This is a genomic window from Citrobacter sp. Cpo074, from assembly GCF_030332745.1.
Lineage (GTDB): Bacteria > Pseudomonadota > Gammaproteobacteria > Enterobacterales > Enterobacteriaceae > Citrobacter > Citrobacter portucalensis.
Genome location: NZ_JAOWHG010000034.1, coordinates 366,190 through 389,612 on the forward strand (window position 1 = coordinate 366,190; position 23,423 = coordinate 389,612).

22 protein-coding genes are annotated in these 23,423 nt (G+C 51.5%); 14 read left to right on the forward strand and 8 right to left on the reverse strand.

From position 1 onward, the window contains the following. Positions 1-215 precede the first annotated feature (215 nt). Together OGX83_RS19880 and mdtD are read left to right on the forward strand one after the other, a co-directional pair. Complete coding sequence (locus OGX83_RS19880; protein WP_003023753.1) at positions 216-920, forward strand: FadR/GntR family transcriptional regulator; 705 nt, start codon at positions 216-218, stop codon at positions 918-920. A gap of 1 nt (position 921) precedes the next feature. Beyond that, the gene (mdtD, locus tag OGX83_RS19885) at positions 922-2,349 is read left to right on the forward strand and encodes a multidrug transporter subunit MdtD (protein WP_008786557.1); all 1,428 of its coding nucleotides are present in this window, start codon (positions 922-924) and stop codon (positions 2,347-2,349) included. Here mdtD and rbsR read toward each other — a convergent pair. From rbsR to kup, 7 genes are all read right to left on the reverse strand, one after another. Next, complete coding sequence (rbsR, locus tag OGX83_RS19890) at positions 2,315-3,307, reverse strand: ribose operon transcriptional repressor RbsR (protein ID WP_095533112.1); 993 nt, start codon at positions 3,305-3,307, stop codon at positions 2,315-2,317. The genes mdtD and rbsR overlap by 35 nt on opposite strands. 3 nt (positions 3,308-3,310) lie before the next feature. Continuing rightward, positions 3,311-4,240, reverse strand: a complete 930-nt coding sequence (gene rbsK / locus OGX83_RS19895; protein WP_003826997.1) for a ribokinase — start codon at positions 4,238-4,240, stop codon at positions 3,311-3,313. A gap of 141 nt (positions 4,241-4,381) precedes the next feature. After that, positions 4,382-5,272, reverse strand: a complete 891-nt coding sequence (gene rbsB, locus OGX83_RS19900; protein WP_003023760.1) for a ribose ABC transporter substrate-binding protein RbsB — start codon at positions 5,270-5,272, stop codon at positions 4,382-4,384. Positions 5,273-5,296: 24 nt separating this feature from the next. Next, positions 5,297-6,262: a ribose ABC transporter permease gene (rbsC, locus tag OGX83_RS19905; protein WP_045449027.1), complete on the reverse strand. Its 966-nt coding sequence runs from the start codon at positions 6,260-6,262 to the stop codon at positions 5,297-5,299. A gap of 5 nt (positions 6,263-6,267) precedes the next feature. Further along, positions 6,268-7,773, reverse strand: a complete 1,506-nt coding sequence (gene rbsA, locus OGX83_RS19910; RefSeq protein ID WP_003023764.1) for a ribose ABC transporter ATP-binding protein RbsA — start codon at positions 7,771-7,773, stop codon at positions 6,268-6,270. Between the two features lie 7 nt (positions 7,774-7,780). Beyond that, the gene (gene rbsD / locus OGX83_RS19915; RefSeq protein ID WP_003827001.1) at positions 7,781-8,200 is read right to left on the reverse strand and encodes a D-ribose pyranase; all 420 of its coding nucleotides are present in this window, start codon (positions 8,198-8,200) and stop codon (positions 7,781-7,783) included. Between the two features lie 192 nt (positions 8,201-8,392). Continuing rightward, the gene (kup, locus tag OGX83_RS19920) at positions 8,393-10,261 is read right to left on the reverse strand and encodes a low affinity potassium transporter Kup (RefSeq protein WP_003827003.1); all 1,869 of its coding nucleotides are present in this window, start codon (positions 10,259-10,261) and stop codon (positions 8,393-8,395) included. Positions 10,262-10,590: 329 nt separating this feature from the next. Here kup and ravA point away from each other — a divergent pair, with 329 nt between their 5' ends. Next, positions 10,591-12,087 carry an ATPase RavA gene (ravA, locus tag OGX83_RS19925; protein WP_234692999.1) on the forward strand — a complete coding sequence of 499 codons (1,497 nt, stop codon included), beginning with the start codon at positions 10,591-10,593 and terminating at the stop codon, positions 12,085-12,087. Further along, complete coding sequence (gene viaA / locus OGX83_RS19930; RefSeq protein WP_008786554.1) at positions 12,081-13,532, forward strand: ATPase RavA stimulator ViaA; 1,452 nt, start codon at positions 12,081-12,083, stop codon at positions 13,530-13,532. Before ravA ends, viaA begins: the two co-directional genes overlap by 7 nt. Before the next feature lie 3 nt (positions 13,533-13,535). Here viaA and asnA read toward each other — a convergent pair whose 3' ends face one another. Next, complete coding sequence (asnA, locus tag OGX83_RS19935) at positions 13,536-14,528, reverse strand: aspartate--ammonia ligase (protein WP_003827009.1); 993 nt, start codon at positions 14,526-14,528, stop codon at positions 13,536-13,538. A 151-nt stretch (positions 14,529-14,679) separates the two neighbouring features. On the opposite strand from asnA, the gene asnC reads away from it, so the two are divergent. The 10 genes from asnC (at position 14,680) to atpA (ending at position 23,400) form a co-directional block, all read left to right on the forward strand. Further along, entirely contained in the window at positions 14,680-15,138 is a 459-nt protein-coding gene (asnC, locus tag OGX83_RS19940) for a transcriptional regulator AsnC (RefSeq protein ID WP_003023780.1), read from the forward strand. Positions 15,139-15,226: 88 nt separating this feature from the next. After that, on the forward strand, positions 15,227-15,676 hold the full coding sequence (gene mioC / locus OGX83_RS19945; protein WP_003827013.1) for an FMN-binding protein MioC: 450 nt from the start codon (positions 15,227-15,229) through the stop codon (positions 15,674-15,676). Positions 15,677-16,048: 372 nt separating this feature from the next. Next, positions 16,049-17,938: a tRNA uridine-5-carboxymethylaminomethyl(34) synthesis enzyme MnmG gene (mnmG, locus tag OGX83_RS19950; protein ID WP_003827014.1), complete on the forward strand. Its 1,890-nt coding sequence runs from the start codon at positions 16,049-16,051 to the stop codon at positions 17,936-17,938. Positions 17,939-18,040: 102 nt separating this feature from the next. Beyond that, the gene (rsmG, locus tag OGX83_RS19955) at positions 18,041-18,664 is read left to right on the forward strand and encodes a 16S rRNA (guanine(527)-N(7))-methyltransferase RsmG (protein ID WP_003827017.1); all 624 of its coding nucleotides are present in this window, start codon (positions 18,041-18,043) and stop codon (positions 18,662-18,664) included. A gap of 614 nt (positions 18,665-19,278) precedes the next feature. Further along, positions 19,279-19,659: a F0F1 ATP synthase subunit I gene (atpI, locus tag OGX83_RS19960; RefSeq protein WP_003827019.1), complete on the forward strand. Its 381-nt coding sequence runs from the start codon at positions 19,279-19,281 to the stop codon at positions 19,657-19,659. A 7-nt stretch (positions 19,660-19,666) separates the two neighbouring features. Continuing rightward, positions 19,667-20,482, forward strand: a complete 816-nt coding sequence (gene atpB / locus OGX83_RS19965) for a F0F1 ATP synthase subunit A (RefSeq protein ID WP_003023792.1) — start codon at positions 19,667-19,669, stop codon at positions 20,480-20,482. A 46-nt stretch (positions 20,483-20,528) separates the two neighbouring features. After that, positions 20,529-20,768, forward strand: a complete 240-nt coding sequence (gene atpE / locus OGX83_RS19970) for a F0F1 ATP synthase subunit C (RefSeq protein ID WP_003023794.1) — start codon at positions 20,529-20,531, stop codon at positions 20,766-20,768. Between the two features lie 59 nt (positions 20,769-20,827). Beyond that, positions 20,828-21,298, forward strand: coding sequence for a F0F1 ATP synthase subunit B (atpF, locus tag OGX83_RS19975; protein ID WP_003827022.1), 471 nt, complete (start codon positions 20,828-20,830; stop codon positions 21,296-21,298). Between the two features lie 14 nt (positions 21,299-21,312). Beyond that, complete coding sequence (atpH, locus tag OGX83_RS19980) at positions 21,313-21,846, forward strand: F0F1 ATP synthase subunit delta (RefSeq protein ID WP_003827024.1); 534 nt, start codon at positions 21,313-21,315, stop codon at positions 21,844-21,846. Positions 21,847-21,858: 12 nt separating this feature from the next. Beyond that, positions 21,859-23,400, forward strand: a complete 1,542-nt coding sequence (atpA, locus tag OGX83_RS19985) for a F0F1 ATP synthase subunit alpha (RefSeq protein WP_003023802.1) — start codon at positions 21,859-21,861, stop codon at positions 23,398-23,400. The last annotated feature ends 23 nt before the right edge of the window (positions 23,401-23,423 follow it).

Sequence of the window (23,423 nt, forward strand, 5' to 3'; positions counted from 1 at the left end):
GCTTGTAATCCGTTGTTCCGTGTCAGTGGAGGCGCATTATAGGGAGTTATTTCAGGCTGACAAGGGGAAATTTAAAATAACTTTCCGAGTGCGTGTTTTTTCATCAAAACAACCATTAACATGCCATAAAATAAGCAAATTGCCGTTTTTGCAGCCGCAATCACACTTCCAGGTGGCATACTAATGAATAAGAAAAAGAGTAAGGAAGAACATTCATGCCGTTAAATGCCCAACAGCTAGCCGCACAGAAAAACTTGTCCTACGTTCTGGCCGAAAAGCTGGCTCAGCGAATATTAAAAGGTGAATACGCGCCGGGTGCGATATTGCCTGGCGAAATAGAGCTAGGCGATCAGTTTGGCGTGAGTCGCACCGCGGTAAGAGAGGCAGTAAAAACATTAACGGCAAAAGGTATGGTATTACCGCGCCCACGTATTGGCACACGCGTCATGCCGCAAGCAAACTGGAACTTCCTTGACCAGGAGCTGCTCACCTGGTGGATGACAGAAGATAATTTCCCGCAGGTCATTAAACATTTTCTGGTGATGCGTATCAGCCTGGAGCCTCAGGCGTGCTTACTGGCAGCGACCATAGGTACGGCTGAACAGAAAGCGCACCTCAACACGCTGATGGAAGAGATGGTCGAGCTGAAAAGAAACTTCAGACGCGAACGCTGGATTGAGGTTGATATCGCCTGGCATGAGCACATCTATGAAATGAGTGCGAATCCGTTCCTTATTTCCTTTGCATCTCTGTTCCATTCGGTTTACCAGACCTACTTTACCTCTATTACCTATAACGATGTGGTGAAACTGGATTTGCACCAGGCCATTGTCGATGCAATAGATGATAACGATGGCGATCGCGCCTTTGCTGCCTGTCAGGCATTGCTGATAGCACCGAACGTGCTACCGGATAAATAATATGTCAGAAAAGAAATCACGCAGTATGGCCGGGCTACCGTGGATAGCAGCCATGGCCTTTTTTATGCAGGCACTAGACGCCACGATCCTCAATACCGCCCTACCCGCAATAGCACATAGTCTTAACCGCTCTCCACTCGCCATGCAGTCGGCCATTATCAGCTATACCCTGACTGTCGCGATGCTGATCCCGGTAAGTGGTTGGCTGGCAGACCGATTTGGTACCCGACGCGTCTTTATGATTGCCGTTAGCCTGTTTACGTTGGGATCGCTGGCCTGTGCGCTGTCCAGTTCCTTAAGCGAGCTGGTGATTTTCCGTGTCATTCAGGGGATCGGTGGCGCCATGATGATGCCCGTTGCCCGTCTGGCGTTATTGCGTGCTTACCCCCGCAGCGAACTGCTTCCCGTGCTTAACTTCGTCACCATGCCAGGACTTGTGGGGCCGATTTTAGGTCCGGTATTGGGCGGTGTACTGGTTACATGGGCCAGTTGGCACTGGATCTTCCTGATTAATATTCCAATTGGCATTGCCGGTATCTTCTATGCCCGCAAATATATGCCGAACTTCACCACACCACGCCGCGGTTTTGATATGACCGGTTTCTTTCTGTTTGGTTTGAGCCTGGTGTTGTTTTCCAGCGGCGTTGAATTGTTCGGTGAGAAGCTTGTCGAGACCTGGGTCGCACTCGGTATTATTCTTGCCAGTGTGTTGTTACTACTCGCCTATATTCGCCATGCGCGTCGCCACCCAACGCCGCTGATATCGCTTCCGATATTTAAGACTCGGACCTTTTCTGTTGGGATCGCCGGAAACCTCGCCACTCGCCTGGGTACAGGCTGTGTGCCCTTCTTAATGCCGCTGATGTTGCAGGTAGGATTTGGATATCCGGCTCTGATAGCCGGCTGCATGATGGCGCCAACAGCGTTAGGTTCAATTCTGGCAAAATCCATGGTGACGCAGGTACTGCGCAAACTCGGCTACAGGACCACATTGGTGGGTGTTACGGTATTTATCGGCCTGATGATTGCGCAGTTCGCTTTGCAATCTCCTGCCATGCCGATCTGGATGCTAATCCTGCCGTTGTTCATTTTAGGTATGGCGATGTCCACCCAGTTTACTTCAATGAATACCATCACTCTGGCGGATCTGACCGATGAAAACGCCAGCAGCGGCAACAGCGTATTGGCCGTTACTCAGCAGTTATCAATCAGTTTAGGGGTTGCCATCAGCGCCGCCGTTCTGCGTATCTATGAAGGTATGGAAGGAACCAATACGGTCGAACAGTTCCACTACACCTTTATGACGATGGGCGCTATCACGGTAATATCCGCGCTGATGTTCATGCTGCTAAAAGCCAAAGATGGACGTAACCTGATCAAAGATCGGCACAAACCTAAACCGACCCCCGCTCCATCAGAACAGGAGTAAGCTGCAAACGCTGTTGCTGTAATGCTGGCTGCGCCATCCGGTGAATTAATACATCGATGGCCAGTTCGCCCAATTCATCTTTTGGTTGGTGGATGGTCGTCAGGGGCGGCGTCATATAGCGCGCCAGCTCGATATCATCGTAACCCACCACAGCCATATCCTGCGGAATGCGCAATCCTGACTGGTACAGAGCCTGATACGCGCCAACTGCCATAGCATCATTGCCGGTAAAAACAGCCTGCGGTCGCTGTTTATGCGACAGCAACGTTTGCATAGCTTCAAAGCCGCCGCCGAACTCAAAGTCACCGGTAATCTCGTAGCCTTCCGGGACAGACAACCCCGCCCGCTTCATTGCTGCCCGATATCCTTCCAGACGCAAACGCGCCGGGGTTTTATCCAGCGGCCCGGTGATGCAGGCAATGCGCGTAAAACCTTTTTCGATAAGATGTTGCGTGGCTAAATCCCCGCCCAGCAAGGAGTTATCCTGAATCAGATCGCTTTCACCATCAAAAGGCGACCAGTCCATCATCACGGTCGGTATAGAAGGATAACGCTGCATTATCTCTCTGGAAGGCTGATGTGTTTCGGTGCAGAGCAGCAACAAGCCGTCCACACGTTTTTGCATCAGAGTTTCCAGGTTACGGTTCATGCGCTGTTCATCGCCTTCGGTATTGCACAGCACCAGGCTGTAGCCGCGCTCAAAACAGCTACGTTCAACGCCGCGCACTAGTTCAGAATAGAAGGGATTGGTACTGGCAGTGATTAACATGCCAATCGTGCGGGTCTGGTTTAACTTGAGACTACGCGCCAGCGCGGAGGGCGCGTAGTTAAGCGCTTTAATTGCAGCTTCTACTTTGTCAGTGACGGACTCACTGACAAAGCGATCTTTATTAATGACGTGAGAAACCGTCGACGTGGAAACACCCGCCAGGCGGGCGACGTCCTTCATTGTAGCCAAGCGTTACCTCTGTTGACTTAAAAACGCTTCTATTTCTTCGCGCCACGGAACGGAAGGCTGTGCGCCTTTACGGGTAACCGCAATCGCCGCAGCGGCATGCGCAAAACGGATCGCTTCAGGCAGCGGAGTCTCTTCCAGCAACGCTGTAATTAACGCGCCATTAAAGGTGTCTCCAGCGGCAATAGTATCAACGGCTTCCACTTTAAAACCGGGCACACGCTGACCTTCACCATTAACGCTGGCCCACACACCGCGACTACCTAAAGTAATCAGTACAGTATGGATACCTTTAGCGTGCAATGCCTGCGCCGCTTTGGCCGCGTCTTCATCATTTTCGACCCGGATCCCCGTCAGCTTTTCAGCCTCGGTTTCATTCGGGGTAATAATATCCACCAGCGCCAGCAGTTCATCAGAAAGTTCACGTGCCGGTGCCGGGTTCAGGGCGACCATGGTCTTATTTTGATGTGCAATCTTTGCTGCAGTCAGTACGCTTTCGATCGGCGATTCTAACTGCATAAGTAAGGCGGACGCCTGAGCAATACGCTCATGCTGCGCTTCCACCAGCGCTGGCGAAAGAGCTGCGTTCGCTCCGGCATGAATGCCGATAACGTTCTCACCTTCACCATTCACAAAAATCAACGCCACTCCGGTCGATTCCCCCGAAATTACGCTAATCGGCGCAATATCGATGTTGTCTTTGGCTAACTGTTTACGCACACTTTCGCCAATATCATCATCGCCCGTACAGGCAATGAATGCGATATTCGCGCCACTACGACCCGCAGCAACAGCCTGATTCGCGCCTTTACCGCCAAATGCGACCTGATAATGGCTACCTGTTACGGTTTCACCAGGTGTCGGGAAAGAGTTAAGGTTAAGGATGTGATCGGCATTGATACTGCCAAGAACAACGAGGTTGCCTGCGGTTTTCATATTTGGTGTTCCAAGTCAAAGTGCGCCACCGGGTTAGGGTGGCGCGTGCCCTGCTTTTCTTTTTACGCTTTCATCCCCAAAATCAGATACGGGGATGGCGTATTTATGTCTCCATCAGGCCGCGAGCGACCTGAATCGGTATTACTGCTTGATGACCAGCTTCAGGTCAACCGGATATTTAGCCTGAACCTTCTCGCCTTTCAGGACTTTATCCGCAGTTTCAACGCCTTTCGCGCCGATCTGATCCGGCAGCTGAGCAATGGTCGCAGCCAGTTTGCCATCATTTACTGCTTTTTCGCCATCTGGAGTGCCGTCAAATCCAACCACCATCACATCAGATTTACCCGCGGTTTGCAGTGCGCGCAGCGCACCCAGCGCCATTTCATCGTTCTGGGCAAATACGGCCTGCACATCAGGATGCGCGGTCAGCAGGTTCTGCATGACGTTCAGACCTTTGGTGCGGTCGAAGTCTGCCGGCTGGCTGGCCAGTACGTTAAATTTGTGTGCCGCAACGGCCTGCTGGAAACCTTCGCCACGCTCACGCGCCGCTGAAGTTCCGGCAATCCCCTGCAGTTCGATAACTTTCGCGCCTTCACCTGCTTTCTTCGCGATGTAATCACCCGCAATTTTGCCACCCAACACGTTATCAGACGCGATGTGGCTTACCACTTCGCCTTTGGAGGCAACACGGTCAAGGGTAATAACCGGAATTTTTGCCTGGTTAGCCATCTTCACAGCATTACCAACGGCATCAGAGTCAGTCGGGTTGATCAGCAGAATTTTAGTTCCACGAACCGTTAAGTCCTGAACGTTAGCCAGCTCTTTCGCCGGATTGTTCTGCGAGTCCAGAATCACCAGGTTGTAACCCAGCTTATCCGCCTCTTTTTGCGCCCCATCCTTCAGAGAAACAAAGAACGGGTTGTTGAGGGTGGAGACCACCAGCGCAATGGTATCTTTCGCCATCGCATTCGCGCTCACGGTGGCGCTCAGCGCAACAGCAGAAACCAGGGTAGCCAGTTTTTTCATGTTCATATTTAAGATGTCCTGTAATCGTTGTTACTGCTTTTTGTTGTCTACCAGTACCGCCAGCAAAATCACCACCGCTTTGACGATCATCTGGTAATAGGAGGATACACCTAACAAATTCAAACCATTATTGAGGAAACCAAGAATCAATGCGCCGATCAGCGTCCCAACAATACGTCCTTTACCACCCGCCAGGCTGGTACCGCCTAACACCACCGCTGCGATAGCATCCAGCTCATAGCCAGTACCTGCCGTCGGTTGTGCGGAGGAGAGGCGCGCGACTTCAATGATGCCCGCCAGCGATGCCAGCAGACCGCACAGTGAGTAAACGATAATTTTGATTTTACTGACGCTGATACCGGACAAACGCGTTGCCGCTTCGTTACCGCCCAGCGCGTAGATATAACGGCCCAGACGAGTGTGGTGCAGCATGTACCACGCCGCCAGGAAGACAATCCCCATGATCCACACTGGCGTAGGGATGCCTAACGGACGACCAATACCAAACCAGCCAAACACATCGGCATTGTCAGTAAATCCGGTATTAACCGGACTGCCGTTGGTGTACACCATGGTCACGCCGCGCAGCAGCAGCATCATCACCAGCGTTGCAATAAACGCCTGCACCCGGCCTTTCGCAACAATCACCCCGGTGACTGCGCCAATGGCAGCGCCGAGCGCCAGGGCTGCAGCAACAGCCACCAGCGCATTGACCTCAATCCCTACAATTGAAGCCGCAACCGCGCCGGTAAGCGCCAGCAAGGAACCGACGGACAGATCGATACCCGACGTCAGGATGACCAGCGTCATGCCAACGGCCATGATGGCGTTCACCGACGTTTGCTGGAGAATGTTGAACAGGTTATTAACGGTAAAAAAGTTAGGGCTCATGGTGGAAACAATCGCGATCAGCACTAACAGAGCGATGAGCGACTTTTGCTCCAGAAGCCATGCTTTAGTGAAATAACGGCGACCAGAAACAGCCTGGGTAGTCATCTTTTTTACTCCTGATTCACGCGATTAAGCTTGCCCACAGCGGCAGCCATTAATACTTCCTGAGTGGCCTGCTCGCGAGTGAACTCACCGCCGAGATGCCCTTCATGCATAACGATAATTCGATCGCTCATGCCCAATACTTCTGGCATCTCAGAGGAGACCAGAATGATACTCAGCCCGTCAGCCTTAAACTGGTTGATAAGCTGATAGATTTCTTTCTTGGCCCCAACGTCAACGCCGCGCGTTGGTTCATCAAGGATCAGCACTTTTGGCCGGGTCATCAGACCGCGCGCAATCGCCACTTTCTGCTGGTTACCACCGGACAGCAGGCCGATAGCCTGTTCCATTGATGGCGTTTTAACATTAAACAGACGAATAAAATCACCCACCGCCTGCTGCTCATCTTTATGTTTAAGGCTTCCACCGGCGCGGCTGAAATAACGCAGCGCGGTCAGTGACATGTTCTCTTTCACCGACATGCCCAGCACTAAGCCATCGCGTTTACGGTCTTCAGAAATATAGACGATGCCGTTAGCCAACCCATCCTGCGGCGAACGGGTAACCACTTCATGGCCATCAAGCGTGACGTAACCGCTGGTGCGCGGCAATGCGCCGTACAACACTTTCATCAGTTCGGTACGTCCGGCCCCCATCAGCCCGGATACGCCAAGGATCTCGCCTTTACGCAGCGTGAACGAAACATCGTTTACGCCAGGACCGCACAGGTTATCGACCTTCAGGCGAATATCACCCGGCGCTTTTTCCAGGCGCGGGTACTGATCTTCCAGCTTACGTCCCACCATCATTTCAATCAGCGAGTCTTCAGTCAGCGAGGCAACTTCACGTTCGGCAATAAACTGCCCGTCACGGAAGACGGTTACGTCGTCGCAAATCTCGAAGATCTCTTTCATACGGTGAGAAATATAGACAATGCCGCGTCCCTGGGATTTCAGTTCGCGGATGACGCGGAACAGGGATTCGGTTTCGGTATCGGTGAGGGCATCCGTCGGTTCATCCATAATGATGACCTTCGATTCAAAGCTCAGCACTTTGGCAATTTCGACCATCTGCTGATCGCCAATCGACAGCTCACCAACCAGTCTGTCGCTTTTAAAGCGCAGATTCAGTTTGGCGAGCAGCAGATCGGCTTCGGCGTACATCTTCTTCCAGTCAATTTTGCCAAAGCGATTCACAAACTCGCGGCCAAGAAAAATGTTCTCGGCGATAGTGAGTTGCGGGATCAGGTTCAGCTCCTGGTGGATGATACCGATTCCGGCTTCCTGGGAGGATTTCGGGCCGTTAAAGGTGGTCTCTTTCCCCAGCCACAATAAAGAACCGGCATCACGGGTATAGATCCCGGTCAGCACTTTCATCATGGTGGATTTGCCCGCGCCGTTTTCGCCCACCAGCGCCATTACGCGGCCAGGGTAGACATTCAGCGCGGCGCCGGATAGCGCTTTTACGCCCGGGAACGCTTTATCGATCCCTTTGAGTTGCAGTAATGCGTTCATGATGGCCTCAGAACGTGACGCCAGCACAGAGAATGATATTCGCATACGGAGAACATTCTCCGCTGCGAATTACCGCCTGACTGTCTGCGGTTTGTTTTTTGAATTGTTCATGCGTGGTGTAACGAATTTCTATGGTGTTTCCCTGGTGTTGTTGCAGTTGCTCAATGTGGCTGAGCAACGTTTCGTGGAGTTGCGGATTATGTTGTTTAATTTCCGACGCGAGAATGGCTGCCTCGACCTGCATTTCACGTGTGACCACATCCAGTACCTGCATAAAAGAAGGTACGCCCTGGGTTAATGCCATATCAATACGCGTTGTGCTGTTCGGGATGGGTAAACCTGCATCACACACCACCAGCGTATCGGTATGCCCCAGACGGGAGATCACCGTTGAAATTTCAGAGTTGAGTACCGTGCCTTTCTTCATTTTCTTTCCCCACTAGCGAAACGTTTCGCTGGAGATAAGTGTAGTGCGAAGAGTGGACAGAAAACCACCGCGACGTTACGAAAATGTGATCGCCATCGAAACGTTTCGCAAGGATTATCATTTGATGAAATGAAAACTGAGAGGGGCAAAACAAAACGCCCCCTTTCGCGATGAAAGAGGGCGTCGATGAGATTAAATCTCTACCTGAGTACCAAGCTCAATAACCCGGTTCGGTGGGATTTCAAACTGGTCCGGCGCGCGCAGCGCGTTGCGCTGTAGCAGCAGATACAGCTTGCCGCGCAGACGCAGGTACCATGGCCGCTTGCCTACAATCAACGACTCATGCGACATGAAGAAGGACGTTTCCATCATCCGACAGCTTAAGCCTTCCAGACCGCAGCGATGGAACACTTCCTCCACGTTCGGCGTTTCGCGCCAACCGTAGCTGGCCACCACGCGCCAGAAGGTGGGCGATAACTGCTCAATCTGCACTCTACGCACGTTGTGAACATAGGGCGCATCTTCCGTACGCAGCGTCAGCAGAATAACGCGCTCATGCAGCACCTTGTTATGCTTGAGGTTATGCAGAAGCGCAAACGGGATGACGTTCAGTGCGCGGGACATATACACCGCCGTTCCCGGCACGCGTACCGGTGGCGATTTCTCCAGAGAAGCAATCATCGCCTCCAGAGAGTTACCGTGCTCATGCATGCGACGCAGCAGACGGAAGCGTTCGCTTTTCCAGGTGGTCATGATGGTGAACATCACCAGACCCAGCGTCAGAGGCAGCCAACCGCCAGAAATAAGCTTATCGAGGTTCGCAGAGAACAGCGGAACATCGACGCACAAGAACGCCACCAGGATCAGGAAGACGAAGTATTTATTCCAGTGCCAGTTTTTGCGCGCCACGGTGGTAGACAGAATAGATGTCAGTACCATCGTCCCCGTTACCGCAATCCCATACGCCGCGGCCAGATTACTGGAGTGTTCAAAGCTCACAATCACGATAACTACCGCAAAATAGAGCATCCAGTTAACGAAAGGAATGTAAATCTGGCCCGATTCCATTTCCGAGGTATGGATGATACGCATCGGCGATAAATACCCCAGACGTACGGCCTGACGCGTCAGCGAGAAGACGCCGGAGATAACCGCCTGAGAGGCGATGACCGTTGCCAGCGCGGCGAGGATCAACAATGGAATTAATGCCCAGTCCGGCGCCAGCAGGAAAAACGGGTTTTTGATCGCTTCAGGATGCTTTAACAGCAACGCGCCCTGCCCAAAATAGTTCAGCACCAGTGAAGGCAATACCACGGAGAACCATGCCAGACGAATCGGCAATTTACCGAAGTGGCCCATATCCGCATACAGCGCTTCAACACCGGTAATCGACAGCACCACCGCACCCAGCGCGATAAAGGACAGCGTTTTGAATTCGAGGAAGAAATGCACCGCCCAATACGGATTGAGCGCCTGCAGCACTTCCGGATTGCCAATAATACTGCGCACACCTAATACCGCGAGCGTCAGGAACCATAGCAGCATAATCGGCGCAAACAGCTTACCGACCATGCCGGTACCGTGTTTTTGAATCAAAAACAGCAGGGTCAGCACAATTATTGAGAGCGGAACAATCCAGGTATCCAGTTGCGGGGCAACGATCTCCAGACCTTCAATTGCAGACATCACCGAAATGGCTGGCGTAATCACCACTTCACCATAGAAGAAGCTGCCGCCTATCAATCCCATAATGACCAGCATGGAGGTTGTTCGCGCCGAGGTATTGCGCCCGGCCAATGACATCAGCGTCAGGATCCCACCTTCTCCGGCGTTATCTGCGCGCATGACAAACGTCAGGTATTTAATGGAGACAACAAAGATCAGCAGCCAGAAAATCAGCGAGAGAAAACCAAATACGGCATCACGTTCAACGCCAAAACCAAACTGGCCGGACAAACATTCACGAAGCGTATAAAGTGGGCTGGTACCAATATCACCGTAGACAACCCCAATGGCCGCAAGGGTAATCGCAGACAATGATTGTTTATTATCAGTGCTCATAGACTCGTCTTTCGTTTATACACATCATCTCTCAAGCCACTCCGTGTGGGCTGCATTCGTTATTCCCCCCATCCCAGAAGAAAACTCCATTGCCGCCTTGGTGCAGCTTGATTGATTTGGTGTATATATAAGAAATGTGTGCGTCGTCCCTTGGCCCACAAAAAGGCGCACAGTATGCACGATTAATCACAAAATCGTACCCCTAAATGAGACCAGATTAATCTGGCTCAAAGAAAAATAAGCGCACCTTCAGTCTATTACTGCAATGGTGTGAAGCATCTATACTCGCAGTTTATGCAGTACATTTGGCGAAAGGACGCCACTTCATTATGGCTCACCCACATTTATTAGCGGAAAGAATTTCCCGTCTGAGCAATGCGCTGGAAAAGGGACTTTATGAACGTAGCCACGCCATTCGTCTGTGTCTGCTGGCAGCACTCAGCGGCGAGAGCGTTTTCTTATTAGGTCCCCCGGGGATCGCAAAAAGCTTAATTGCCCGCCGACTGAAGTTTGCCTTCCAAAATGCACGCGCTTTTGAATACCTGATGACGCGCTTCTCTACGCCCGAAGAGGTATTTGGTCCGCTGTCCATTCAGGCGTTAAAAGACGAAGGTCGCTATGAACGCTTAACGGCGGGCTATCTTCCTGAAGCTGAAATCGTTTTTCTCGATGAAATCTGGAAAGCAGGCCCGGCAATTCTTAACACCCTGTTGACCGCCATTAACGAACGTCACTTCCGTAACGGCGCGTATGAAGAAAAAATTCCGATGCGTCTGCTGGTGGCGGCTTCCAACGAACTGCCTGAAGCCGACAGCAGCCTGGAAGCGCTGTACGACCGTATGCTGATTCGGCTGTGGCTGGATAAAGTTCAGGACAAAGCCAATTTCCGCTCCATGCTGTTAAGTCAGCAGGATGAAAGCGACAATCCGGTCCCGGCATCATTGCAGGTGACGGATGAAGAGTATCACCAGTGGCAAAAAGACATTGGTGCGATCAAGCTTCCCGATCGCGTGTTTGAGCTCATTTTCACGCTGCGCCAGCAGTTGGACGTGTTACCGAATGCACCTTATGTGTCCGATCGTCGCTGGAAAAAAGCGATCCGCCTACTCCAGGCCAGCGCTTTCTTTAGCGGACGCGATGCGGTAGTACCTATCGACCTAATCCTGCTGAAAGATTGCCTGTGGTACGACGCACAAAGCTTGAATCTGATGCAACAGCAGCTTGAAATATTGATGACCGGACACGCCTGGCAACAGCAAGCCATGCTGACGCGCCTGGGCAGCATTGTGCAGCGCCGCATTCAGCTCCAGCAGCAGCAAAGCGATAAAACGGCGTTCACGGTGATCCGCCAGGGCGGAATGTTCAGCCGTCGTCCTCATTATGATTTACCGCCAGAAGCCTCGTCTTCGGTCGTGACATTACTGCTGCAAAAGCCTTTAAAACTGCATGATATGGAGGTTATCCATATAGCTTTCGAACGTGGCGCGCTGGAACTGTGGCTAACAAAAGGCGGTGAGATCCGCGGAAAACTAAACGGGATCGGCTTTGCCCAAACGCTGAATATGGAAGTCGATAGCGCACAGCATCTGGTTGTACGCGATGTCAGTTTACAAGGTTCTCGCCTGGCGCTGCCGGGTGCTTCGCAAGAGAGTATGCCCGCAGAGATAAAACAGGAGCTTGAAGCGCTCGATAATGAGTGGCATCAGCAGCACAGCGCATTCAGCGAACAGCAAAAATGCCTGTTTATTCATAGCGACTGGTTAGGCCTCATTGAGGCCAGCCTGCAGGATGTCGGGGCGCAAATCCGCCAGGCGCAACAATGCTGACCCTTGATACGCTCAACATCATGCTGGCAGTCAGCGAAGAGGCGATGATCGAAGAGATGATCGTCGCCCTGCTGGCTTCCCCAAAGATGGTGGTATTTTTTAAAAAATTTCCTCGCCTTAAAAAAGCGATCACTGACGACATTCCCCGCTGGCGTGAATCATTGCGTAGCCGCCTCAAAGATACCCATGTACCGCCGGAGCTGATGGAGGAGGTTATGTGCTATCAACAAAGCCAGCTCCTCTCTCATGCGCAGTTTATCGTTCAGCTACCGCAAATATTATCCCTATTGCACCGCCTCCATTCGCCCTGGGCCGGACAAGCGCAGCAACTGGTCAATGACAACAGCACCTTTACGCCCGCCCTACATACGCTTTTTCTCCAGCGCTGGCGCCTGAGCCTGGTGGTGCAAACCACAACGCTGAATCAGCAACTGCTGGAAGAAGAGCGCGAGCATTTGCTCAGTGAAGTACAAGAACGGATGACCCTCAGCGGGCAACTGGAACCTGTACTGGCAGAAAATGACAACGCAGCAGGCCGGTTGTGGGATATGAGCGCGGGCCAAATCAAGCGCGGTGATTATCAGTTGATGGTGAAATACGGCGAATTTCTGACGCAACAACCCGAACTCCAGCGCCTGGCCGAGCAGTTAGGTCGTTCCAGAGAGGCGAAATCCGTGCCGCGTAAAGATGCGCCAATGGAAACCTTCCGTACCCTGGTGCGCGAACCGGCAACCGTCCCGGAGCAGGTGGATGGCATCCAGCAAAGTGACGATATCCTGCGCCTGCTACCGCCAGAGCTGGCCACGCTGGGCATTACCGAACTGGAATACGAGTTCTACCGACGGCTGGTGGAAAAGCAACTGCTCACCTACCGCCTGCACGGCGAAGCATGGCGTGAGAAAGTAACGGAACGTCCGGTGGTGCATCAGGATTTTGACGAGCAGCCGCGCGGGCCTTTTATCGTCTGCGTTGATACCTCGGGATCGATGGGTGGATTTAATGAACAGTGTGCGAAAGCCTTTTGCCTGGCGCTAATGCGCGTTGCCCTTGCCGATAACCGGCGCTGTTTCATTATGCTGTTTTCAACAGAAGTGGTGCGCTATGAGCTTTCCGGTCCGGAGGGCATCGAACAGGCGATCCGCTTTTTAAGTCAGCGCTTTCGTGGCGGCACTGATATTGCCAGCTGTTTTCGCGCCATAATTGAGCGCATGCAGGGTCGGGAATGGTTTGATGCAGATGCGGTGGTGATCTCAGATTTTATCGCTCAGCGATTGCCCGATGAGGTCGTCAATAAAGTGGGTGAATTACAGCGGGTACACCAGCACCGTTTTCATGCGGTAGCGATGTCAGCACATGGCAAACCCGGCATCATGCGCATTTTCGATCATATCTGGCGCTTTGATACCGGGATGCGAAGCCGCCTGCTCAGACGCTGGCGGCGTTAATTGTTACAGCAGAGAAGCGACGCTTTCACGTACCTGGGCCGGCCATACGCCACACTGAACCTGACCAATGTGCGGTAATTGCAGCAACAGCATGGTCAGACGCGACTGCCCAATGCCGCCACCAATTGTCTGAGGCATTTCACCGCGCAGCAGCGCCTGGTGCCACTCCAGACTCAGGCGATCTTCATCACCGGTCAGAGACAGCTGGTGTTTCAGGGCGTCAGCATCCACACGGATCCCCATAGAAGACAGCTCAAACGCATCTTCCAGAACCGGGTTCCAGACCAGAATATCACCGTTCAGACCGGCATGACCCAGCTCGGACGCTGAACTCCAGTCATCATAATCGGGCGCACGTACGTCATGACGGTGACCGTCACTGAGCTTACCGCCGATCCCCACCAGGAATACCGCACCCAGCTCTTTAGCGATCGCACGTTCACGACCTTTTGCATCAAGATCCGGATAACGAGATAACAGCTCCTGGCTATGAACAAAGTGGATCTGCTCCGGCAGGAACGGTGCCAGACCAAACTCTTTGCTAACCGCAGCTTCGGTGGCCTTAATTCCCGCCCAGATAGCCTCTACCGTGCTTTTCAGAGTGGAGAATTGACGCTCACCGTCGCCCATCACGCGCTCCCAGTCCCACTGATCAACATACACTGAGTGCAGTGGGGAGAGGCGATCTTCATCGGGACGCAGGGCTTTCATGTGCGTGTACAGCCCCTCGCCTGCGCTAAAGTCGTGTTGTCCTAACGTTTGACGCTTCCACTTCGCCAGTGAATGAACCACTTCGAATTGAGCGTCTGGCAATGCTTTAACCTTCACCTGCACCGCTTTCTCACAGCCCGACAAGTTATCCTGCGTGCCATCTCCAACGCGGCTGAGGATCGGCGCCTGAACTTCGATCAGGCCTAAACGCTCTTCCAACTGGCGAGAAAAATGAGATTTTACGAAGCTAATTTGACGTTGTTTGGCAATGTAAGCGGTTTTCATTATGTGTACTCCTGTGTCCTGTTGCCTATGATTAAGCAACAGAATGGAGGTAATATTCAATAATCAACAAATAAAAAGCCGACTTCGATTTTGATTCGTTAAAAATTACGTCTAAAATAGAGGGAATCATTAATCTACATAAGAAAAACCTATGGAAAATTATCAGATCGACAATCTGGACCGCGGCATTCTTGACGCCTTAATGGAAAATGCTCGTACCGCCTACGCAGAATTAGCCAAACAGTTCGGCGTCAGCCCAGGAACAATTCACGTTCGCGTAGAAAAGATGAAGCAGGCGGGGATCATTACCGGCGCGCGGATTGATGTCAGTCCCAAACAATTGGGTTATGACGTCGGCTGCTTTATCGGCATCATCCTGAAAAGTGCGAAAGACTATCCGTCAGCGCTGGCCAGACTGGAAAGCCTCGATGAAGTGACCGAAGCGTATTACACCACCGGGCACTACAGCATCTTTATTAAGGTGATGTGCAAGTCGATCGACGCATTGCAGCAGGTACTTATCAACAAGATCCAAACAATTGACGAAATTCAGTCCACGGAAACGCTGATCGTCCTGCAAAACCCGATCATGCGCACCATCAAGCCATGATCGGTTTTTTTAATCCCCTGGTTTTCCACAGGTAGATCCCAGCTCGCTCACAGCGTACAATACGCCCTCTTTATAAAGGTGGGCGATCATGGCAGACATCACTCTTATCAGCGGTAGTACGCTTGGCAGTGCGGAATATGTAGCAGAGCATCTGGCTGAAAAGCTGGACGACGCCGGTTTTTCCAGCGAAATACTGCATGGGCCAATGCTTGAAGAGGTTCCGACTGACGGGATCTGGCTGATTATCAGCTCCACGCACGGTGCGGGAGATATTCCTGACAACCTGCAGCCTTTATATGATGCGTTACGCGAGCAAAAGCCGGACCTGTCACAAGTGCGCTTTGGTGCAATCGGGATCGGCAGTCGTGAATATGACACCTTTTGCGGCGCAATCGACAAGCTGGAAGCCGAATTGAAGGCCTGTGGGGCAAAACAGATCGGCGAAACACTCAGGATCAACGTGCTGGAACATGAAATTCCGGAAGATCCGGCTGAAATTTGGCTGGGATCGTGGCATCCGTTGCTCAGAGATTTGTAAAGATCGTACTTTTTTATGTGGATAACTCTGGTTAAAAGCTTGGATCAACCGGTAGTTATCCCAAGAACAACCGTTGTTCAGTTTTTGAGTTGTGTATAACCCTTCATTCTGATCCCAGCTTATACGGACCAGGATCACCGATCATTCACAGCTAATGATCCTCAGCAACCTGTTGATCTTACTTAAAGGATCGTCCTTATCCACAGAAAGGTGCGATCCTAATAAGAGATCACAATAAAACAGATCTCTAAATAAAAAGATCTTCTTTTTAATACCCAGGATCCCAGGTCTTTCTCGATCGACTAAAGTTGAGTAGAATCCACGGCCCGGGCTTCAATCCATTTTCACACCGCGTTATGCGAGGCAATCACCATGTTTTATCAGGATCCTTTTGACGTCATCATCATTGGCGGGGGTCATGCAGGCACCGAGGCCGCAATGGCCGCGGCGCGAATGGGACAACAAACCCTGCTTTTGACACACAATATCGATACTCTGGGGCAGATGAGCTGCAACCCGGCGATTGGCGGTATTGGGAAGGGACACCTGGTAAAAGAAGTGGATGCGCTTGGTGGATTGATGGCAAAAGCGATCGACCACGCCGGTATTCAGTTTAGGATACTAAACGCAAGCAAAGGGCCAGCCGTTCGCGCTACCCGAGCTCAGGCCGATCGTGTGCTCTATCGTCAGGCGGTACGCACTGCGCTGGAGAATCAACCTAACCTGATGATCTTCCAACAGGCGGTTGAAGATCTGATTGTCGAAAACGATCGCGTTGTGGGTGCAGTAACCCAAATGGGACTGAAGTTCCGTGCCAAAGCGGTCGTATTAACCGTGGGGACTTTCCTCGACGGCAAAATTCATATTGGTCTGGATAACTACAGCGGTGGCCGCGCTGGCGATCCGCCATCCATCCCGCTGTCACGCCGTCTGCGTGAACTGCCGCTGCGCGTCAGCCGCCTGAAAACCGGTACACCGCCGCGTATCGATGCGCGCACGATTGATTTCAGCGTGCTCGGCCAGCAAAACAGCGATAACCCGATGCCGGTCTTCTCATTCCTGGGTGATGCTTCTCAGCATCCGCGCCAGATGCCGTGTTACATCACGCATACCAATGAGAAAACCCATGACGTGATCCGCAATAACCTCGATCGTAGCCCAATGTACGCTGGCGTGATCGAAGGTATCGGCCCACGCTACTGCCCGTCGATCGAAGACAAAGTGATGCGCTTTGCCGATCGTAACCAGCATCAGATCTTCCTCGAACCGGAAGGACTGACCTCTAACGAAATTTACCCGAATGGCATCTCCACCAGCCTGCCGTTCGATGTGCAGATGCAAATTGTCCGCTCCATGCAGGGGATGGAAAATGCCAGAATCGTCCGCCCAGGCTACGCGATTGAGTATGATTTCTTCGATCCGCGTGACCTGAAACCTACTCTGGAAAGCAAATTCATCCAGGGTCTGTTCTTTGCGGGCCAGATTAACGGTACAACCGGTTATGAAGAAGCCGCCGCACAAGGCATGCTGGCAGGTCTGAACGCCGCACGTTTGTCTGCTGAAAAAGAGGGGTGGGCACCGCGTCGCGATCAGGCTTATCTTGGCGTGCTGGTGGACGACCTGTGTACGCTGGGTACCAAAGAACCGTACCGTATGTTCACATCTCGCGCTGAATATCGTTTGATGCTGCGTGAAGATAACGCCGACCTGCGTCTGACCGAAATTGGTCGTGAACTGGGTCTGGTGGACGATGAGCGCTGGGCTCGCTTCAACGAGAAACTGGAGCGTATCGAACAGGAACGCCAACGTCTTAAATCAACCTGGGTGAATCCGTTAGCGGAGTCCGCAGCAGAAGTGAATGCTCACCTGGCTACACCTCTGTCCCGTGAAGCGAGCGGTGAAGATCTGCTGCGTCGCCCGGATATGACCTATGCTCAGTTGACCTCTTTATCTGCGTTCGCACCCGCGCTTGATGATGCTCAGGCCGCAGAACAGGTTGAGATTCAGGTGAAATACGAAGGGTATATTGCCCGTCAGCTGGAAGAAATTGAAAGACAACAGCGCAATGAAAACACCCTGTTGCCTGCAACGCTGGATTATCGTCAGGTCTCTGGCTTGTCGAATGAAGTTATCGCTAAGCTGAACGATCACAAACCCGTTTCGATCGGTCAGGCATCGCGTATTTCCGGCATAACGCCTGCCGCCATCTCCATTCTGCTGGTATGGCTGAAAAAACAAGGTATGCTGCGCCGCAGCGCTTGATAACACTATTTTGGCGGGGGCGCTTCGCTTGCCCGCCGTACAAATTTGTAGGCCCGATAAGCGAAAGCGCATCGGGCATTTGATTATTAACAGGTAACGACCGTGCTCAACAAACTCTCTCGTCTGCTGGCTGATGCCGGTATTTCTCTTACCGATCACCAGAAAAATCAGCTGATTGCGTATGTCGATATGCTGCACAAATGGAACAAAGCCTACAACCTGACGTCGGTGCGGGATCCAAACGAAATGCTGGTGCGCCATATTCTGGACAGCATTGTCGTTGCACCGTATCTGAAGGGTGAGCGTTTTATCGATGTAGGTACGGGACCGGGCCTGCCGGGAATTCCGCTCTCTATCGTGCGTCCAGAAGCGCATTTCACACTGCTCGATAGCCTGGGAAAACGTGTTCGTTTCTTGCGTCAGGTGCAGCATGAGCTTGCGCTTACTAACATCACTCCAGTGCAAAGCCGTGTTGAAGAATTTCCTTCAGAACCGCCGTTTGATGGGGTGATTAGCCGTGCTTTCGCTTCACTCAATGATATGGTGAGCTGGTGTCATCATTTGCCGGGCCAGAATGGGCGTTTTTATGCGCTAAAAGGGCAGTTGCCTGCAGATGAAATTGATTCGCTGCCAGCAGAATTCAGCGTTGAGTCCGTCGAAAAATTACGCGTTCCGCAGTTGGATGGTGAACGTCATTTGGTGGTTATTAAGCCAAACAAAATTTAATTTTTATCAAAAAAAATAGAGAAAAAACGGCTTTTCAGGTGTTAAAAGTCATAGGTAATAGTGTGGTTAAATGTCGTTACATTTCACTAGTGCCTTACGGTTTTGCATCATAACTATAACGTACCGTTTTTTGTTAAAAGCGAAACAAGTCAGCTGTGAAAATATCAGTCTGCTAAAAATAGAACGTAAGAATCACCGTTCGTGTTAATTTTTTATTATAAATGTCAATGAGCGGTTTTTTTGTTGTTAGGCGTTGTTTTTGAAATAGTGGCTATTTTTACGCTTAAATATCAAAAAGATGAAAAGGCATCAATTGCCACGTAAATAAATTATGCGAAGGTGAATATGTTCAATATGTGATCTGGTGCACGCTTTGACGCCAGTGTTTTCGCGGCATTTGCAGTTTTGCATGATCGTTCACAGTTTGCTTAAAAGTAATAAATGTGGGGCAGCGAAAAATATTTAAACATTTATTCACTTTTTAGCTACTTATTGTTTGAAATCACGAAGGCGCACCGTATAATTTGTCCGCTTTTTGATGCTTGACTCTAAGCCATAAAGAACGTTTTATACGACACGCGGCATACCTCGAAGGGAGCAGGAGTAAAAACGTGATGTCTATGTCGCTCTTGAGTCGAAACGTTGCTCGTAAGCTTTTGCTCACACAGCTTCTGGTTGTAATAGCAAGTGGATTGCTGTTTAGCCTCAAAGACCCTTTCTGGGGCATCTCCGCGTTGTGTGGAGGATTGGCAGTGTTACTGCCTAATGTGTTGTTTATGATATTTGCCTGGCGTCACCAGGTACATACACCAGCGAAGGGCCGAGTAGCCTGGTCGTTCGCTTTCGGCGAAGCCTTCAAGGTATTAGCGATGCTGGTGTTGTTGGTGGTGGCGTTGGCTGTTTTGAAAGCGGTATTCATGCCGCTGATCGTTACGTGGGTTTTGGTGCTGGTGGTTCAGATACTGGCGCCGGCTGTAATTAACAACAAAGGGTAAAGGCATCATGGCTTCAGAAAATATGACGCCGCAGGATTACATAGGACACCATCTGAATAACCTTCAGTTGGACCTACGTACATTCTCGCTGGTGGATCCGCACAACCCCCCAGCCACCTTCTGGACGCTCAATATTGACTCCATTTTCTTCTCGGTGGTTCTGGGTCTGTTGTTCCTGCTTATGTTCCGTAGCGTAGCCAAAAAGGCGACCAGCGGCGTACCAGGTAAATTTCAGACCGCGATTGAGCTGGTAATCGGCTTTGTGCATGGTAGCGTGAAAGACATGTACCATGGCAAAAGCAAGCTGATTGCTCCGCTGGCCTTGACGATTTTCGTCTGGGTATTCCTGATGAACTTGATGGATTTGCTGCCTATCGACCTGCTGCCGTACATCGGTGAGCATATCTTTGGCCTACCGGCTCTGCGTGTGGTTCCGTCTGCTGACGTGAACATCACCCTGTCGATGGCGCTGGGCGTATTTATCCTCATTCTGTTCTACAGCATCAAAATGAAAGGCATCGGTGGCTTCGCGAAAGAGTTGACGCTGCAGCCGTTCAATCACTGGGCGTTCATCCCTGTCAACTTAATCCTTGAAGGGGTAAGCCTGCTGTCCAAACCAATCTCTCTTGGTCTGCGACTGTTCGGCAATATGTATGCCGGTGAGCTGATTTTCATTCTGATTGCTGGTCTGTTGCCGTGGTGGTCACAGTGGATCCTGAATGTGCCTTGGGCCATTTTCCACATACTGATTATCACGCTGCAAGCCTTCATATTTATGGTTCTGACGATTGTCTATCTGTCGATGGCATCTGAAGAGCATTAATTTACCAACACTACTACGTTTTAACTGAAACAAACTGGAGACTGTCATGGAAAACCTGAATATGGATCTGCTGTACATTGCTGCCGCTGTGATGATGGGTCTGGCGGCAATCGGTGCTGCGATCGGTATCGGCATCCTCGGGGGTAAATTCCTGGAAGGCGCAGCGCGTCAACCGGATCTGATTCCTCTGCTGCGTACTCAGTTCTTTATCGTTATGGGTCTGGTGGATGCAATCCCAATGATCGCTGTAGGTCTGGGTCTGTACGTGATGTTTGCTGTCGCGTAGTAAGCGTTGCTTGAATTAAGAGCAATATCAGAACGTTAACTAGATAGAGGCATTGTGCTGTGAATCTTAACGCAACAATCCTCGGCCAGGCCATCGCGTTTGTCCTGTTCGTTCTGTTCTGCATGAAGTACGTATGGCCGCCATTAATGGCTGCCATCGAAAAACGTCAAAAAGAAATTGCTGACGGCCTTGCTTCTGCAGAACGAGCACATAAGGATCTTGACCTTGCAAAGGCCAGCGCGACCGACCAGCTGAAAAAAGCGAAGGCGGAAGCTCAGGTAATCATCGAGCAGGCGAACAAACGCCGTGCTCAGATCCTGGACGAAGCTAAAACTGAAGCAGAGCAGGAACGTACTAAAATCGTGGCACAGGCGCAGGCGGAAATTGACGCCGAGCGTAAACGTGCTCGCGAAGAGCTGCGTAAGCAAGTTGCTATCCTGGCTGTTGCTGGCGCCGAGAAGATCATCGAACGTTCCGTGGATGAAGCTGCTAATAGCGACATCGTGGACAAACTTGTCGCTGAACTGTAAGGAGGGAGGGGCTGATGTCTGAATTTATTACGGTAGCTCGCCCCTACGCCAAAGCAGCTTTTGACTTTGCCGTTGAGCACCAAAGCATTGACCGTTGGCAGGATATGTTGACGTTCGCCGCTGAGGTGACAAAAAACGAACAAATGGCAGAGCTTCTCTCTGGCGCGCTGGCGCCGGAAACGCTCGCTGAGTCGTTTATCGCCGTGTGCGGTGAGCAGCTGGACGAAAGCGGCCAAAACCTGATTAGGGTTATGGCTGAAAATAACCGTCTGAATGCGCTCCCGGATGTTCTTGAGCAGTTTATTCACCTGCGTGCAGCCAGTGAGGCTATCTCTGAGGTAGAAGTCACTTCTGCCAATGCACTGAGTGATGAACAGCTTACGAAGATTAGTGCTGCGATGGAAAAACGTCTGTCACGCAAAGTTAAGCTGAATTGCAAAATCGATAAGTCTGTAATGGCAGGCGTAATCATCCGAGCGGGTGATATGGTCATTGATGGCAGCGTACGCGGCCGTCTTGAGCGCCTTGCAGACGTCTTGCAGTCTTAAGGGGACTGGAGCATGCAACTGAATTCCACCGAAATCAGCGAACTGATCAAGCAGCGCATTGCTCAGTTCAATGTTGTGAGCGAAGCTCACAACGAAGGTACTATTGTTTCTGTAAGTGACGGTGTTATCCGCATTCACGGCCTGGCCGATTGTATGCAGGGTGAGATGATTTCCCTGCCGGGTAACCGTTACGCTATCGCACTGAACCTGGAGCGCGACTCCGTAGGTGCTGTTGTGATGGGGCCATACGCTGACCTCGCCGAAGGCATGAAGGTTAAGTGTACGGGTCGTATTCTGGAAGTTCCGGTTGGCCGTGGCCTGCTGGGTCGTGTGGTGAACACTCTGGGTTCCCCGATTGACGGTAAAGGTCCGGTTGATAACGATGGCTTCTCGCCAATCGAAGTTATCGCACCAGGCGTAATCGAACGTCAGTCCGTCGATCAGCCAGTACAGACCGGTTATAAATCTGTTGATGCCATGATCCCAATCGGTCGTGGCCAGCGTGAGCTGATCATCGGTGACCGTCAGACAGGTAAAACTGCGATGGCAATCGATGCCATCATCAACCAGCGTGATTCCGGCATCAAATGTGTGTACGTGGCTATCGGCCAGAAAGCGTCCACCATTTCCAACGTGGTTCGTAAACTGGAAGAACACGGCGCACTGTCCAACACCATCGTTGTTGTGGCGACCGCGTCTGAATCTGCTGCACTGCAATACCTGGCACCATATGCCGGTTGCGCAATGGGCGAATACTTCCGTGACCGCGGTGAAGATGCACTGATCGTTTACGATGACCTGTCTAAACAGGCCGTTGCTTACCGTCAGGTTTCCCTGCTGCTGCGTCGTCCGCCAGGACGTGAAGCATTCCCGGGCGACGTATTTTACCTCCACTCCCGTCTGCTGGAACGCGCATCCCGCGTAAACGCGGAATACGTTGAGAAGTTCACCAATGGTGAAGTTAAAGGTAAAACCGGCTCCCTGACCGCTCTGCCGATTATCGAAACCCAGGCGGGTGACGTTTCTGCGTTCGTTCCGACTAACGTAATTTCCATTACCGATGGTCAGATCTTCCTGGAAACCAACCTGTTTAACTCCGGTATTCGTCCGGCAGTTAACCCGGGTATCTCCGTATCTCGTGTTGGTGGTGCAGCGCAGACCAAGATCATCAAGAAACTGTCCGGTGGTATTCGTACCGCTCTGGCACAGTATCGTGAACTGGCAGCGTTTTCTCAGTTCGCTTCCGACCTGGATGAAGCTACTCGTAAGCAGCTGAGCCATGGTCAGAAAGTAACTGAACTGCTGAAGCAGAAACAGTATGCGCCAATGTCTGTTGCACAGCAGGGTGTGGTGCTGTTTGCGGCTGAACGCGGTTACCTCGAAGATGTGGAACTGGCGAAAATCGGTAGCTTCGAAGCCGCTCTGCTGGCTTACGTTGACCGTGACCACGCTCCGCTGATGCAAGAGATCAACCAGTCCGGTGGCTATAACGATGAAATCGAAGGCAAGCTGAAAGCTATCCTCGATTCCTTCAAGGCAACCCAGTCCTGGTAACGTCTGGCGGTCTGCTTTAGGGC

Bases quoted from the DNA above. Each gene is read 5' to 3' on its own strand.
- OGX83_RS19880 (WP_003023753.1), top strand. From the start codon at position 216: ATGCCGTTAAATGCCCAACAGCTAGCCGCACAGAAAAACTTGTCCTAC.
- mdtD (WP_008786557.1), top strand. From the start codon at position 922: ATGTCAGAAAAGAAATCACGCAGTATGGCCGGGCTACCGTGGATAGCA.
- rbsK (WP_003826997.1), bottom strand. From the start codon at position 4,240: ATGAAAACCGCAGGCAACCTCGTTGTTCTTGGCAGTATCAATGCCGAT.
- rbsB (WP_003023760.1), bottom strand. From the start codon at position 5,272: ATGAACATGAAAAAACTGGCTACCCTGGTTTCTGCTGTTGCGCTGAGC.
- rbsC (WP_045449027.1), bottom strand. From the start codon at position 6,262: ATGACTACCCAGGCTGTTTCTGGTCGCCGTTATTTCACTAAAGCATGG.
- rbsA (WP_003023764.1), bottom strand. From the start codon at position 7,773: ATGAACGCATTACTGCAACTCAAAGGGATCGATAAAGCGTTCCCGGGC.
- rbsD (WP_003827001.1), bottom strand. From the start codon at position 8,200: ATGAAGAAAGGCACGGTACTCAACTCTGAAATTTCAACGGTGATCTCC.
- kup (WP_003827003.1), bottom strand. From the start codon at position 10,261: ATGAGCACTGATAATAAACAATCATTGTCTGCGATTACCCTTGCGGCC.
- ravA (WP_234692999.1), top strand. From the start codon at position 10,591: ATGGCTCACCCACATTTATTAGCGGAAAGAATTTCCCGTCTGAGCAAT.
- viaA (WP_008786554.1), top strand. From the start codon at position 12,081: ATGCTGACCCTTGATACGCTCAACATCATGCTGGCAGTCAGCGAAGAG.
- asnA (WP_003827009.1), bottom strand. From the start codon at position 14,528: ATGAAAACCGCTTACATTGCCAAACAACGTCAAATTAGCTTCGTAAAA.
- asnC (WP_003023780.1), top strand. From the start codon at position 14,680: ATGGAAAATTATCAGATCGACAATCTGGACCGCGGCATTCTTGACGCC.
- mioC (WP_003827013.1), top strand. From the start codon at position 15,227: ATGGCAGACATCACTCTTATCAGCGGTAGTACGCTTGGCAGTGCGGAA.
- mnmG (WP_003827014.1), top strand. From the start codon at position 16,049: ATGTTTTATCAGGATCCTTTTGACGTCATCATCATTGGCGGGGGTCAT.
- atpI (WP_003827019.1), top strand. From the start codon at position 19,279: ATGTCTATGTCGCTCTTGAGTCGAAACGTTGCTCGTAAGCTTTTGCTC.
- atpB (WP_003023792.1), top strand. From the start codon at position 19,667: ATGGCTTCAGAAAATATGACGCCGCAGGATTACATAGGACACCATCTG.
- atpE (WP_003023794.1), top strand. From the start codon at position 20,529: ATGGAAAACCTGAATATGGATCTGCTGTACATTGCTGCCGCTGTGATG.
- atpH (WP_003827024.1), top strand. From the start codon at position 21,313: ATGTCTGAATTTATTACGGTAGCTCGCCCCTACGCCAAAGCAGCTTTT.
- atpA (WP_003023802.1), top strand. From the start codon at position 21,859: ATGCAACTGAATTCCACCGAAATCAGCGAACTGATCAAGCAGCGCATT.